Source organism: Pedobacter chitinilyticus (genome assembly GCF_003313385.1).
Lineage (GTDB): Bacteria > Bacteroidota > Bacteroidia > Sphingobacteriales > Sphingobacteriaceae > Pedobacter > Pedobacter chitinilyticus.
On record NZ_QMHN01000003.1, the window covers coordinates 506,355 to 521,500 of the forward strand.

At 39.9% G+C, this 15,146-nt stretch carries 13 protein-coding genes and 1 tRNA gene; 11 read left to right on the forward strand and 3 right to left on the reverse strand.

The annotated features are described in order from the left end of the window. The first annotated feature begins 9 nt into the window (after window positions 1–9). Together DUT70_RS12395 and DUT70_RS12400 are read left to right on the forward strand one after the other, a co-directional pair. A complete protein-coding gene (locus DUT70_RS12395; RefSeq protein ID WP_113647647.1) occupies window positions 10–1,488 on the forward strand; it encodes a SusD/RagB family nutrient-binding outer membrane lipoprotein in 1,479 nt (492 codons plus the stop codon). 9 nt (window positions 1,489–1,497) lie between these two features. Next, complete coding sequence (locus DUT70_RS12400) at window positions 1,498–1,947, forward strand: hypothetical protein (RefSeq protein ID WP_113647648.1); 450 nt, start codon at window positions 1,498–1,500, stop codon at window positions 1,945–1,947. 60 nt (window positions 1,948–2,007) lie between these two features. On the opposite strand, the gene DUT70_RS12405 is transcribed toward DUT70_RS12400, so the two are convergent. Both DUT70_RS12405 and DUT70_RS12410 read right to left on the reverse strand, forming a co-directional pair. After that, window positions 2,008–2,415: a DoxX family protein gene (locus DUT70_RS12405; protein ID WP_113647649.1), complete on the reverse strand. Its 408-nt coding sequence runs from the start codon at window positions 2,413–2,415 to the stop codon at window positions 2,008–2,010. A gap of 1 nt (window position 2,416) precedes the next feature. Beyond that, the gene (locus DUT70_RS12410) at window positions 2,417–3,316 is read right to left on the reverse strand and encodes a S66 peptidase family protein (protein ID WP_113647650.1); all 900 of its coding nucleotides are present in this window, start codon (window positions 3,314–3,316) and stop codon (window positions 2,417–2,419) included. 42 nt (window positions 3,317–3,358) lie between these two features. On the opposite strand from DUT70_RS12410, the gene metG reads away from it, so the two are divergent. Both metG and DUT70_RS12420 read left to right on the forward strand, forming a co-directional pair. Continuing rightward, window positions 3,359–5,467: a methionine--tRNA ligase gene (gene metG / locus DUT70_RS12415; protein ID WP_205529792.1), complete on the forward strand. Its 2,109-nt coding sequence runs from the start codon at window positions 3,359–3,361 to the stop codon at window positions 5,465–5,467. A gap of 30 nt (window positions 5,468–5,497) precedes the next feature. Beyond that, entirely contained in the window at window positions 5,498–6,781 is a 1,284-nt protein-coding gene (locus DUT70_RS12420) for a mechanosensitive ion channel family protein (protein WP_113647652.1), read from the forward strand. 15 nt (window positions 6,782–6,796) lie between these two features. Here the strand turns inward: DUT70_RS12420 and DUT70_RS12425 are convergent, their stop codons facing one another. After that, window positions 6,797–7,072 (reverse strand): hypothetical protein, encoded by a 276-nt coding sequence (locus DUT70_RS12425; RefSeq protein ID WP_113647653.1) that lies wholly within the window; start codon window positions 7,070–7,072, stop codon window positions 6,797–6,799. Window positions 7,073–7,132: 60 nt separating this feature from the next. Between DUT70_RS12425 and DUT70_RS12430 the strand changes: the two genes are divergently transcribed. The 7 genes from DUT70_RS12430 to DUT70_RS12460 all read left to right on the forward strand — a co-directional run bounded on the left by DUT70_RS12430 (window position 7,133) and on the right by DUT70_RS12460 (window position 15,107). After that, window positions 7,133–7,204, forward strand: a tRNA-Arg gene (locus DUT70_RS12430). A gap of 189 nt (window positions 7,205–7,393) precedes the next feature. Next, entirely contained in the window at window positions 7,394–8,665 is a 1,272-nt protein-coding gene (locus DUT70_RS12435) for an ROK family protein (protein ID WP_113647654.1), read from the forward strand. 320 nt (window positions 8,666–8,985) lie between these two features. Next, entirely contained in the window at window positions 8,986–12,171 is a 3,186-nt protein-coding gene (locus DUT70_RS12440; protein ID WP_113647655.1) for a SusC/RagA family TonB-linked outer membrane protein, read from the forward strand. Between the two features lie 11 nt (window positions 12,172–12,182). Continuing rightward, the gene (locus DUT70_RS12445) at window positions 12,183–13,616 is read left to right on the forward strand and encodes a RagB/SusD family nutrient uptake outer membrane protein (RefSeq protein WP_113647656.1); all 1,434 of its coding nucleotides are present in this window, start codon (window positions 12,183–12,185) and stop codon (window positions 13,614–13,616) included. 331 nt (window positions 13,617–13,947) lie between these two features. After that, window positions 13,948–14,136, forward strand: a complete 189-nt coding sequence (locus DUT70_RS12450) for a hypothetical protein (protein WP_113647657.1) — start codon at window positions 13,948–13,950, stop codon at window positions 14,134–14,136. Between the two features lie 341 nt (window positions 14,137–14,477). Beyond that, a complete protein-coding gene (locus DUT70_RS12455; RefSeq protein ID WP_113647658.1) occupies window positions 14,478–14,681 on the forward strand; it encodes a hypothetical protein in 204 nt (67 codons plus the stop codon). Window positions 14,682–14,828: 147 nt separating this feature from the next. Continuing rightward, a complete protein-coding gene (locus DUT70_RS12460) occupies window positions 14,829–15,107 on the forward strand; it encodes a hypothetical protein (RefSeq protein WP_128353360.1) in 279 nt (92 codons plus the stop codon). The last annotated feature ends 39 nt before the right edge of the window (window positions 15,108–15,146 follow it).

Below are 15,146 nucleotides of genomic sequence, written 5' to 3' on the forward strand. Positions count from 1 at the left end.
AATTAAATTATGAGAATCAATATAAAAAAGACGACTTTCCTATGGGTGATTACGGCTACAATAGGATTAAGCTCATGCAAAAAATTTGTGGATATTAACGATGATCCAACACGACTAAAAGACCCCGATGCCAGTTTAATACTGCCAGCAGCGCAAGGAAGGATTGGTTTTACAATGGGCTCAGATATTCATCGTTTTACCTCTCTTTGGGCTCAGCAATTTGCAGCACAAGGAGGAGGGTCTGCACAACCAACACAATATGATAAATATGCCGTTGGTGAAGGTGATATTAATAATACCTGGGCAGCTACTTTTGGAGGGACCTTATCGGATTTACAAAAAGTTATTCAAAAAACAGAAACAACTAGCCCTAGGTATTCTGGAGTGTCAAAGCTTTTAAAAGCCTATGTCTATCAAACCCATGTAGATGCATATGGAGATTTGCCTTTCTCGGAGGCCAATGGCTTCGAAGCTAATTTGAAACCCAAATATGACAGTTCTTCAAGTATTTATGATGCTTTAATTGGTTTAATTGACGCAGGAATTGCGGATATCAAAAAAGCATCGGCATTATCACCAACTACTGATGATTTGTTTTATGGAGGTGATATGGATAAATGGGAGCGATTTGGCAACGCACTAAAATTGAGAATATATATCCACTATTTTTCGGCAAATGGAACCGCTGCTGATGCTACAAAGGCAAAAAACGGTATCGTCGCAGTTTTAGCAACTAATAAGTTGTTGAGAAACAACGCAGATAATTTCCAAATGAGATTTTTAACTTCGGCAAATCAAACCAATCCTATCCACCAATTTGAAGGCTCGAGGCCAAACCAGTTTTTTCCAAGCAAAACATTGGTTGATTTAATGAACGCAAAAAGTGACGCCAGAAGAAATTCGTTCCTTACACTTTTTTCAGGATCGTATGTTGGCGCAACCAACGGCTTAGGCGACATTACTATTAGTACTAATTTTTCAAGGATGAGTACTTACTTAAGAGGTAAGTTAAGTGCAGGCGTTTATGGTGGAGAGGCGCCGATCAGAATGCTGACGTTTGCTGAGCAAAATCAAATTTTAGCAGAATATTATGCTAGAACGAATGGAGGGGCTGATTTGTTAACGGCAGATACTTATTATAAAGCAGGTATAACGGCATCTTTTGGCGCTGCTACCGAATTTTCAGATGCTACAGAGGCGGCTGCAGTTAATGCTGGCCTAACCACTTATCTGGCTTCAACAAACGGCACCATTGCCGTAGGTAATGCCATACAGAAAATAATTGAAGAGAAATTCGTTGCTAATTTTGGTGTGGCGATAGAGCCTTGGACAGATTGGAGAAGAACTGGTTTTCCTGTTTTAACACCAGTGTCGCCTGCTACAGCAATCCCTCGTATATTGCCGTATTCATTTAATGAGAGAAGTTATAATCCGAACACCCCCGCCAGACCTTCGGTATTTACAAAAACTGTGTTCTGGGATAAATAAATAAAAGATATGAAAAGAATCACAATAATATCATTTGCATTAATTTTAGGTTTAATTGCATGTAAAAAAGATCCAAAGGAACCTGAGACACTTGATACTCCAGCAACTATCGTATTTGATGGCGATGTTAGCAAAACATTAGGGACGTACTCTACTTATGCGACAGCCACACCAACAACTAAGGGAACAGGAACGGTAAGTATTGCAATAACATACACGGGAGATGTAAAAACGCTGTCTTTTGCAACGCCAACAGGAAATGTTACTAACAATTTAGGAACAGTGAATGTAAGCGGTGGAAGTTACACTTTTAGCAAACTTGTAAAAGATTTGAGAGGTGCTACTGATGCTCCACTTCCAACTTCGGGAACAAGTGGGACGCTTGTTTTAACGGTTACTGCTACACTTGGTAATGGAGCCGTTGTAAAGCGATTTTATACCATTACCATTACAGGTTAAAACAAAAAAAAAAGGTTGAAGCGTCACGCTTCAACCTTTTTTGTTCTTGGAATAGGTTTACTACTTCTTATCTACGCTATACTTCCCAGGGCCAATAAAAATCAAGCTAAAAAATACAATGCCCAATTCAATGGCATGCGAAGCGCCCATAATGCCTTCACCTTTGTTAAGATGAACCAGCGCTGCTATGATCATGGTAAAGGTTAACAACATGTTTACAGGACGGTAGAAAAGACCTAACAACAGGAGAAAACCACCCATTCCTTCCGAAATTGCCGCCATTAAGCCCCAAAATGCTGGGATAAAATTAATGCCAATCACTTTCATGCTACTGCCAATGCCAGCCCATTGATCTGGTCCACCCATAATTTTTGGTAGGCCATGAAACATCATCATGGCACCTAAGCCAACTCTTAAAATTAATAAACCAGTGTTGCGGTATTTCCCTAGGTTGTCGAAAATGGACATGTTATAAATACTTTAGTTCAATGTTTTTATTTTCTACCGATAAAGATACAGTTTTGCCCAAAACCATTGCTCGGTTGTCGGCAATATGGCCCGAAGGGAAGTTAAAACAAATGGGATAATTGTACTCCTTTGCCAGTTCCCAGATCACCTCTTCAGGTGTTTGGCCAAAGAAAATGCTTTCCTCGCCAATTTCATTAAAAGCACCTACAACAAGTCCTTTTAACTTAGCTAGCTTACCCTTTCTTTTTAGTGTTCGCATCATTCTATCTATGGAGTATTCGTGCTCGCCTACATCCTCAATAAATAATATCTTATCCTCATAGTCCATTTCTGAGACTGAACCCTCAACAGCAAGAAGTAAAGTTAGATTTCCGCCTACTAATTCCCCTTCAATTAGCCCATCTCTGCCCTTCACGTCGCTTTGGTAAGCGTAAGTGTCATTCTCTCCAAACAAAGCTTTCCTTAAGCTCTCTAAAGCCTCTGGCGTGCTGTCTTCAAAAGTGTAAGGCATCTGCCCGTGTATACTTTGTGTATTCAGCTTTGCTAGCGCATGAGAAAGTAAAATAGTGATGTCGCTGAAACCCACTAACCATTTAGGACTTTCGTTAAAAATGGTAAAATCCAATTCATCAATAATGCGGATAGTCCCATAGCCCCCGCGTCCAGCAATAATGGCCTTGATAGAAGGATCATCTAAAAACTGCTGAATATCTTGCGCTCTCAATTCATCGGTTCCCGAAAACTGGTGGTGCGAAGAACTTACGGTTTTGCCAAGCACTACTTCTAGTCCCCAGCTTTGCAAAATCTCAATACCCTTATCAATAGGCTTTGGAAGCTTCTTGGCTGGGCAAACGATTGCTATTTTATCTCCTTTTTTTAAATACGGTGGCTGCTTAATCATTTTGAAAACAATATCTTTGCCAAGATAAATAAATAAATAGTTTTGGATAACAGTAAATTTAAAAGATATACCGTAACGGCAGCCTTGCCTTACACCAATGGTCCGGTGCATATTGGTCACTTAGCGGGTGTTTATTTGCCTGCCGATACTTATGTGCGTTACCTGAGGTCTAACAAAAGGGATGTAAAATTCATTTGCGGATCTGATGAAAATGGTGTTCCTATTACCCTAAAGGCAAAAAAGGAAGGCATTACACCACAGCAGGTCGTAGATAAGTACCATAAAATTATTGGCGATTCTTTTAAAGAGTTTGGAATTTCCTTTGACATTTATCATCGTACCTCATCCTTAACCCATCACCAAACCGCGGAAGATTTCTTCGAAAAGCTGTACAATGATGGCGTGTTTACCGAGGAGGTAACCGAGCAGTATTACGACGAAAAAGCACAAACTTTTTTGGCCGATAGATACATTACAGGTACCTGCCCTAAATGTGGTAACGAGAATGCTTATGGCGATCAATGCGAGAGCTGTGGTAGTACTTTAAACGCAACTGATTTAATCAATCCAAAATCGACTTTGTCTGGCGAACCTCCCGTAATGAGAGAAACCAAGAACTGGTTTTTGCCTTTAGATAAATACGAAGAAAGATTAAGAACTTATATCGAAAGCCACAAAGAATGGCGTCCAAATGTTTACGGACAGTGCCAAAGCTGGTTAAATGCTGGTTTGCAACCAAGAGCCATGACCAGAGATTTAGATTGGGGTGTGAAAGTACCTGTAAAAGGAGCCGATGGCAAAGTGCTTTATGTTTGGTTTGATGCGCCTATTGGCTACATCTCGGCCACTAAAGAATTGGCTAACTATGCCAAGTTAGGCATTTGGAACCCTAAGGCTGAGGAATATTACATAGACCAAAACAAAGTAGATAACTTTGAGTACGATGAGTACTGGAAAGATAAAGATGCCAAATTGGTGCATTTCATTGGTAAGGATAACATCGTTTTCCATTGTATCATTTTCCCTGCCATGTTAATGGCACATGGTGATTTCATCTTGGCCGATAACGTGCCTGCCAACGAATTCTTGAACTTGGAAGGACAAAAAATATCGACCTCTAAAAACTGGGCTGTTTGGTTAAATGAGTATTTGGAGGAGTTTAAAGATAAACAGGACATTTTACGTTATGTGTTAACTGCTACTGCGCCTGAAACTAAAGACAACGATTTTACCTGGAAAGATTTTCAAGCTAGAAATAACAACGAGTTAGTTGCCATTTTGGGCAACTTTGTGAACCGTGTAACGGTACTTACCCACAAGTATTTTGGAGGTAAGGTGCCAACTTGCATGGAACTTACCGATATTGATAACGCGGTAATCGCGGAACTAAAAGCCTATCCCGCCAAAATCAGTGCTTCTATTGAGAACTACCGTTTCAGAGAAGCCTTGTCTGAAGTAATGAATGTGGCTCGATTGGGTAATAAATACTTAGCGGATACCGAACCGTGGAAGTTGATTAAAACCGACGAAGATCGCGTACGTACCATTTTGAACATCGCCCTGCAAATTGCAGCCAACTTAGAAATCCTGATTGAACCATTTTTACCATTTACGGCAGATAAATTGCAGAAAATGTTGAACTATGGCGGACATACTTGGGAAGATGCGGGTTCTGTAAGCCTGTTGAAGAGAGGACATGAATTGAATGAACCGATCTTATTGTTCGCTAAAATTGAAGATGCTGAAGTACAAGCTCAAATTGATAAGTTGAACAATAGTAAAGCACAAAACGAAGCCGCAAATGCTACGCTTGCTCCAGCAAAGGACAATGTTACCTTTGAGCAGTTTGGCGCCATGGATATTCGCGTGGCAACCATTATTGCCGCAGAAAAGGTAGAGAAAACCAAGAAGCTACTGAAACTAACGTTAGATACAGGCTTAGATCAACGTACGGTAGTTTCGGGCATTGCAGAGCATTACAACCCAACTGAAATTATTGGTCAGCAGGTAAGTTTGCTCGCTAATTTAGCTCCAAGAGAAATCAAAGGGATCGTATCACAAGGCATGATTTTAATGGCAGAAGATGCCAATGGCAAATTGAGCTTTGTAAGCCCTACGCAAAGTGTAAATAACGGCGGTACCGTTCGCTAGTTATTCTCAAAAGAGTTATATTGCCACGATATGGAATTAAACAATCACTTGCGAGATTTCAGTCGTTTAAGCCTATCTTTTTTCGAAAGGATGGGCCTGTCACATAATGCAGCGGCCATTGTAAACACTTTGGTACTGCTGTTGGTAGCATTGGGTATTACCTATGGGATTTACTATGTCGTAAGACGCATCCTACGCCTCATCGTAATCCAAACCATCCGTAAAACGGATATCCCCTTCTTTATGTTCCTGCTGGAAAATAAAGTGCCACATTATCTTTCCCTAATTGCGCCGCTGTTGGCCATTTATGTGGCTATTCCTGTGGTCTTTCACGATTATCCGCAACTCAATAAGTTGATATTGGGTTTATGTGATATTTATCTAGTTCTGGTAATTGTATGGGTGCTCATGGCTTTTATCAAAACTGGAGGCGATTTGCTTAAGGAAAAGCCAGGCTTCAAGGGAAAACCTATTGATAGTTATCTGCAGGTGATTCGTATTTTGCTGTATTTGGTAGGCACGGTGGTGCTTTTCTCTAATTTAACGGGCAAATCACCTGTGGCATTTTTTACAGCAATGGGTGCCATCTCTGCAGTATTGTTGTTAATGTTTAAGGATGCCATTATGGGGTTTGTGGCCAGTATACAGGTAACTACCAATGACATTGTGCGCATTGGAGATTGGATCACCATGCCTAAGTACGGCGCTGATGGCGATATTCTGGAAATTAACCTTACCACGGTGAAGGTGCAGAACTTTGATAAAACCATCACCACGATTCCAACTTACTCCCTCATTTCCGATTCCTTTCAAAACTGGCGGGGCATGCGGCAATCGGGTGGGAGACGTATCAAAAGAGCCATTAACATCAAGCAGTCGAGTATTCGGTTTTTGAAGGAAGAAGAACTGCCGCAATTTGAGCAAATTCAATTACTTACTTCCTATATCCAACACCGTCAAAGAGATATTGAGAAGCACAACCAGCGGGTGAATGCGGATAAAAGCCTATTGATTAATGGTAGAAACCTGACCAACGCTGGGTTGTTTAGAAAATATATCGATAGCTATATCTCTAACCACTCTGGCACCAATAAACGCATGAACATTATGGTTCGTCAGTTGGCACCCACGCAACATGGTTTGCCTATTGAGATTTATGTGTTTGCCAATACCATTATTTGGGCCGAATATGAACACATTATGGCTGATATTTTTGACCATATCATTGCTGCGGCACCATACTTTGGTCTACAGATTTACGAGATGGAAGGATCGGGAGATCTTAAACAGATAGAAATAAATCAAAGTATTTGAGCGCTATTGGCTTAGCTATAGATGGGTTGAGGTAGGAAAATCCTTACTTGGGATTGGTACAAGCTCTTTTTTCTTCTTTAGTAATTTGAATCCAAAAAAATAAAGACATGCGTTTACAGCAACCATAGAAATGAATGCGATAAATGTTCCTATGGCATAGCCTAGCGAAGATGCATCGCTACCCTTTACCTTTGAGGAGCTATCTAAAAGTGTAGGTAAAGTTGACATAAGTATAGCTAAGCTAAGGAAAGCCGCAAGTATGATTAAAAGAACGCCAAATATTTTTCTCATAATCGAATATACGTTGAGATAATGAAACAACATAATTTTATATATTTGCGCCTGTAATTCGGCCCCGTAGTTCAACGGATAGAATAGATGTTTCCTAAACATTAGATAGCAGTTCGATTCTGCTCGGGGCTACTTTTCAAAGCATCAATCAGTTAATGGTTGGTGCTTTTTTGTTTTCTATAATTATTCCTTTTACATAGATATGGAAGTTAAAAAGTGTCTCTAATTGGTAGCCCTGTAAAAAAAAACTTTTTAAAAAAATTGAAAAGTTTTGGTTTATTTTATTTTTTTTACATAAGTTTACGTTAATCTACAAACCAAATGACTTTTACCTCAAAGAAAAATCAACAACTAGTGACCGATATTGTGAAACAACTGTTTTACAAAAAGGCATTATCGTTGACTGAGTTAAGTAAGCTTACAGGTAAAAGTTCGCCTTTGGTAACCAGTATGGTGGCCAAATTAATTGAAGGTGGTTTTGTGGTTGAGCAAGGACTAGCACCATCAACTGGAGGGCGTAGGCCCTCAACATATCTAATTAATCCAGCTTTGGGCAAGTATATTATTGCCGTTGCCATGGATCAATTAACCAGCAGAATAGCTATCTATAATTTGGCAGGCGAACAAATACTCGAAGCCGACAGTATAGAACTGGATTTAAAAAATTCGGCAGATGCAATTCCGCAACTGGTAAGTTATATCACAAGCAGTATTCAAAAAGCCAACATTCCATTAAATAATATTATAGGCGTTGGCATTGGAATACCTGGATTTGTAAATACTGACGAAGGGCTTAATCATACTTTTTTAAAGGTAGCAAACAACACTAGCTTGAGCGTTTATCTTGCCGAGCAGTTGGGCCTGCCTGTTTTTATTGACAACGACTCAAGTTTAATTGCACTGGCTGAACTTAAATTTGGGAAAGCCATTGGCAAACAAAATGTAATGGTGGTTAACGTTGGTTGGGGAACAGGTTTGGGCATGATCATCGATGGTAAACTTTATCGTGGCAACAACGGTTACGCAGGAGAGTTTAGCCATATTCCACTGTCACCCAACAATGACTTATGTTCCTGTGGCAAAACAGGCTGCTTAGAAGTAGATACCTCTTTGTTGGTAATGATCAAAAATGCAAAAAAGGCGATTGCCAGTGGTCAGAAATCTATACTGGGAGAATGGTTCAAAAGCAGCAGTAAACCCGATTTAGATATTTTTTTGGATGCCATAAAAAATCACGATCCACTGGCCATATCCATTTTATCCAAAGCCGCTTTTCAAATTGGAAAAGGGGTCGCTACGCTAATACATATCCTCAACCCCGAGCTATTAGTGCTTAGCGGAAGAGGAGCGCAAGCTGGTAAGCAATTGCTACCAGGTATACAACAAGCCATTAATGAGTTTTGTATTCCCAGAATTGCGGACTGCACTAAAATAGAAGTTTCAAAGCTAGGAGCAAAAGCAGAATTGCTGGCGTCCGCTAGCTTGGTGATTGAACGAATGCCTTTTTACGAAAAACATATACAACAAGTCTTTATTCCCCTCCATAAAGAGAACCGACAAGATAGATCCCTTATTAACGTTTCTGCAATTTAATTAGACATTTCAACATAAAAAAGTTGGAATAGGATTTTGTACGGAAAACAATCTGCACTTACATCATAAAATCAATAATGGTTTATGATCAAAGTTGATGCATTAGCAGGCCTTTTGGGCTTAATGGCTGTGCTGTATCTATGCAAAATCACTTCAACTAACCATAAACATTAAACAAACTACCGCCTATGCAAATAAAAAATATCCAAAATCATTAAATCAAGCAAAACTGCGGAGGGATAGCAGTGCTATTTTCAATTTGGTCCTATGGACTAAATTGAAAGAATCTACTAATTAAATAACAATCTAATCCACTATTTATGAATTCAATAACATTATTCAAACATGTTTTTGGTGCGCCCTGTATTCAATGGGGACCGTCAATAAAAAAGTACGTACGCTGTGTAAAGTACTTTATCCTATTTTTAGTGTTCTGCCAAATTTCAGGTAAGGCATATGCTCACATCAGCAATTCGGACACTAGAGAAGAAAGGACCTCAAATTTCATCAAGAATAGCTTTCAGGAAGTAATTACGGGCAAAGTGACCGATATATCGGGAGCAGCGATGTCGGGAGTCAATGTGAAAATTAAAGGAACTAAAGAAGGGACTACTACTGATTTGCAGGGGAATTTTAAGCTGAACAAACCTAAGCAGGAAAATGTAGTGCTGGTACTTTCGTTTGTAGGCTACCAAACGCAAGAAGTAACATATACTGGAAATCCTGTCAAGATTATCATGCAAGTTGATGTTTCAAACATGAACGAGGTTGTGGTAGTCGGCTACGGAACGGTTAAAAAATCAGACCTTACAGGTTCCGTTTCAACCATATCTTCCGAACAGGTTACTCAAGTTAAAGGGGTTTCAAATGTTGCTCAGGCGTTGCAGGGCCAAGCTGCGGGTGTGCGGGTAAACCAAGCTTCTGGTCAACCAGGGGAAGCAATGAAAATACAAATAAGGGGAACAAATTCCTTAGCGGCAAACAACGAGCCTCTTTATGTGGTAGATGGGATGATGCTGGATGGGCTTTCTGCACAGATTAACCCCGATGATATAGAAAGCATTTCGGTACTTAAAGATGCTGCTTCTACTGCAATATATGGCTCGAGGGGAGCTAATGGCGTGATCATGATTACCACCAAAAAAGGGCTTTCTGGTAAGCCAAAGGTAAGCTATAACAATTATTTTGGTGCTCAAAGGCTGCGAAAGAAAATTGATGTGATCAATGCAAGTGACTTTGCTACGCTGCAAAATGAAGTTGCCGCCAACGATAGCAAACCACTTCCTTGGACTGCTGCACAGATAAGCGCTTTGGGAAAAGGTACCGACTGGCAGGATTTGGTGTATAGGACAGCTCCTCAACAAGATCATAATTTAAGTATCAGCGGAGGTAACCAAGACACGAAATACTACACTTCCTTTGGTTATTTTAATCAAGATGGTGTGATCCGTAATTCTGCTTTCGAGCGCATGTCTTTACGAGCCAATATTGAGCATAAACTGTTTGAAAAGCTGAACCTTTCTACAAACCTGTCCATCCAAAACTCGATATATAACAGAGCTCAGTACCAAAGTGCTGATGGCGGTGGGGGTATACCTTGGTCATCCATGGTGTTGCCGCCAACAATGCAAGTACGTGATGCCAACGGTAACTACACCAAGTTTACAGGTGTTTCATGGGGCGAAACAAATCCTGTGGGACTTTCCGAGAATTGGAAAGATAAAAACGTAAACTTGCGTATTATAGGAAATGTGGCACTGGCCTATCAAATTGTTGATGGCTTAAAGCTTAAACTGAGCGCAGGCTTGGATCAAAGTTATAATAAATCCGATGTTTATTATCCAGGTAATATTAGCCTGGGCCAGGCTACAGTTGAAGGAAAGCCTGTATTTGGTGTGGGGGCTAGATCTTTCGGAAATTCAACCACTTTCGTTAACGAAAATATTTTAGAGTATCAAAAACAGTTTGGCGGCAAGCACAAACTGGATGCAATGTTGGGCTTAACCTATCAAGGAAGCAATTCTGATGGATTAAATAGCGGTACAGCTGTTGGTTTTGCCAACGACACTTATGAAACTTTCAATCTTCAATCGGCGGTAACCAAGGCTTTGCCATCAACAAGCTTTGGCGACAACAAACTGTTGTCGTTTATTGCCAGGGCTAATTATGCTTACGCCGACAAATATTTTCTAACTGTTTCAGGCAGACGGGACGGATCTTCGCGGTTTGGTGAAAATAATAAATACGCATTTTTCCCATCCGCTGCTTTAGCTTGGGCAGTATCACAAGAAGATTTTTTAAAGGATAACCCTACTCTTTCTGGGTTAAAGATAAGGACTTCATACGGCCTATCTGGAAACCAGGCAATTAATAACTATCAAACCCTTGCTAATGTTGCTGCTTCCAATGTGATTCTGGGCAATCAGATCAATTCTGCTTTTGTACTTTCTGTACTTCCAAATCCTAATTTAAAATGGGAAACAACCAGGCAATTTGATATTGGTTTGGATATAGGATTGTTTAAAAACCAGGTGCAAATTGTGGCCGATTATTATAACAAACGCACCAAGGATTTGCTATTAAGGGTTGATTTGCCTGGTTCGGGAGGTTTTACCAGCGTGTTGCAAAATGTAGGCGTGGTGCAAAACAAAGGTTTCGAGTTTCAGATATCAGCCCAACCAAAAATAGCCGGGCAGCTAAAATGGAATACATCGTTTAATATGAATTTTAATCGTACCAAAGTGCTTGATCTGGGTAAAGATGCCTATGGTAACCCAATTGTCCTTAAAGAAATCAATGCAGGAGGTAACTGGTTTCCTACCATTGTTGGCCAGTCGATGATGCAGCTGTATGGTTATACCGTAGAGGGTGTTTACCAAACCAAGCAAGAAGCCATTGATAACGGTGAGCGCGCTAAAAACCCTGGAGATTATAAGTTTAAAAACTGGGATGGAAAAGGCACGGTAAACGATCAGGATGACCGCACCGTATTAAGCAGTCTGGAGCCTAAATTTACCTTTGGCTTTAACAACAGGTTTACTTATAAAAACTTCGACTTCTCTTTTATGATTGTGGGTAGTTACGGCAATGATATTGTGAATGAGTTTAGGAAATACAATATTTCGCTTACGGGAAAATGGGCGCCAACCCAAGAAGGGTTTGATGGTCGATGGAAAGGTCCTGGATTAGGCAATAGATTTGATAAACCAAGTGAGAACAGCGGAGGTAGCATACGTGATTTCGCAAATTCACTATGGGTTGAAGACGGGTCTTACCTCCGTTTGCGCGATGTAACTTTAGGATACACCCTTCCTGCAACTTTTTTAAGCAAATTAAGCATTTCGAGGGTAAGGGTTTTTATAAGTGCCCAAAACTACCTCACTTTAACCAAATACAGCGGGTTTGATCCAGAAGTATCTTGGGCTTCATCTGCTGTGGTAGGTTGGGACCGAGGCAATTATCCATCCACTAAATCTATAACAGGTGGTATTAAAGTAGATTTTTAAAACTTAGCAACATGAAAAAAATACATATCATATTGATTTCGCTTTTAGCATTTTTGACCCAAGGGTGCGAAAAAGCATTAGAAGAAAAGCCAAAGACTGTCCTTAGTCCAAATCAGTTTTTCTTAAACACTGGAAATTATGAAGCAACGGTAAAAGGGATATACGGTGGCTTGCCTTTATATTTCGGGGCCTCACAAGAAATGATTACTGATCTATATGCGGCTCCTTCTTCTCAAGTTGAGCAAGCTTTGCAAATTTATAATAATCAGCCCACAGAGTCTTACTACAGTTCTCGTGAAGCTTGGAACGGCCCGTATGCCGTTATTAAAAATGCCAATTTTATTTTGAAGTATTTGCCTGAAGCACCACTGGGTGCCTCAACGGTGGCAAACCTTACTGGCGAAGCACGATTTTTAAGAGGCTATGCTTTTTTTCAACTGGTACAATTATTTGGTGATGTGCCCTTGCCGCTAAAGGTAGCTGAAGATTATGGCGACCTAAGACTGCCAAGAACTCCACAGGCCGATGTATACAAGCAAATATTGGAGGATTTGCTTTTTGCAGAAGCAAATCTACCTCCCACAGCGGCACAGCCTGGTCGTGCATACAAATGGGCGGCTACCGCTTTGTTGGCAAGGGTATATCTTACCATGGCAGGCAACCCACTTAACCAAACCCAATATTACAAAGATGCACTACAAAAAGCGACCGATGTAATTACCCGCGGACCTTTTACTTTGGTAAATGATTATGCTGATGTTTTTCATAAAGTAGCATATACTACCGAATCAATTTGGGAAAAACAATATACAGCCGACAGAGGGGGTAATCCTTTGCACGGTGCTTCTTGTACCGCTGAAGGCTACACCCCTTCTTTGGTACCATCGGCCAATTTTATTGCTAGTTTCCCCAATGGAGATAGGCGCTTGCAATGGGGTGTTATGTCTAATTATCCTGCTCCAGGAGGGGGAACACTTGCTAGGCCGTTTTTCCATAAATTTGTGGATGAAACACTGATTGATCGTGGGGTTCTTCCTTCGGGTGCAGTGGTTTCTTATGCCATTCCTATTCTCCGATTCGCAGAAATGTACCTGATTGCCGCAGAGGCCGAAAACGCCATGAATGGACCTGCACAAGCTTATCAGTACATTAACCAAATACGTAAGAGGGCAAGAATAGATAAAAATAATCTAACACACGTACCTGATTTAGCGGGCTTGAACCAAGCGCAATTTCAACAAGCGGTATGGAAAGAATGGGATTGGGAAATGCACGAAGAAGGCTTATCGTGGACAACGATGAAACGTACGAACACCTTTAATCGTATACAGGTACAGCGTGGTGCTACTTTAGCCGTTCCTGTAGGCCCATATAATCAAACATGGCCTATTCCAATCCAAGAGATTACGAACAATAATATTCCGCAAAATCCAGCTTATAGGTAGGAATAAAAGAGACAATTTAAGACCCTATAACTACCATATTCAATAAGTTGTACGATAGGTCTCACATTATTGTGAGACCTATTGTTTTAATAGCCCATTAAATTAGTACACGCCGCCACCGACGTTCTTCTAAGAAGGAGAATATAAAAAAAGATTTTTTCATTGAATGTTTGTTTGAGGACGAAAAAATAGATAATCCACTTAGGATACCTAATTTTTTAAGATTTTAGAAGATGATGATTGTCTTAGAGTTCGCGTACACTTAAAAGTTTTGATGGTTGAACTCGTACTTTTTAGTATTATTGCTTTCACAAAACAAGCATAACAGCACATGGAAAATAAAAAAGCACCCACCTTTGCCCTAAGCATTGCGGCTATTGTAATTGGTGTAGCCTTATTTAAGCAAATCGACTTTCAAACCTTCAAGGTAGAGAAACCAGCATTGAGCATTGTTTACCTAGCGACTTTGGTATTCGTGCTTTATGTGCTCATTAAAGACGGCAGGAAAAAAGAAAAGTAAATCTATCCTTAACCCATAGCGCCACATATGTTACGTTCTTAAAAAGGACTCCGTTATAATTGCTTATAGAGCTTTACGGGCCGCAGGTCTTTCAAGAGAAAATGCTAAAGAAGCTGTAAAACTTTCCAGATGTTCTTTGAGCAATTAAATGTGACACCGAGTACACCCTGCAAGATTTCCTTATACACGAAAATGAATATGAAATATAAGATTAATCTAACATCCTCCTTGTTTTGGCGCATGCGTTTTGGGTGTACATCAATGAAAATACCCTTCTGATTAAGCTCGCTATTTCAGTTAGTTACTTAAACCAGAAAAGTGGGGGCTAAAATTTCTATTAAATGAAAAAAATAGCACAGGGTTTAAAATGGGCGTGTATAGTTTTGCTGCTAATTAATTTACTGCTTTGGGGACTTTATAATGCCAGTGGACATCAAATACCTACCGAAACAAATGTTTTTTTTAGAAATAACTTTTTCTTGTTGACGTTTATTTTGGCTATTAGTATGGTTGGTCTGTTTTTCTTGAAGAAGAAAAAGCAATAGAAGTATTTAGGCTATGAACCCTACATAGCAGAAGGTATAGGTATGATCGCAAGTAGAACAAAAAACATTGTAAGATGCAGAGTGATAATATTCGCCTTTGCTTTAATGTTTTGTAGCTGCACTACTGATGAAAGGACATTAATAAAAATGTTGGATAGCGATAAAAAAATAGAGGTGATCAAAGCCATTAACTACATTGCTGATCATCATCAAACCCATATGGTCAAATATCTATTGACCGATGCGATGGACCCAAGGATTATACATGACCTACGTTACAAAGGAATGTCTATTTATCAGATAAAAATGGGTGCAATGGAGCAGCTTACGGGTATTAAGTCTGTTAAAGAAATAACATACCAACCCGATTCGACAGTATTTAAGTTTTATTTGGATATTGTTCTTAAAAAAGGTTGGATGAAGTAAGTGGCCTAGAGTAACTCATGTTTTAATGAGCAGTATTAT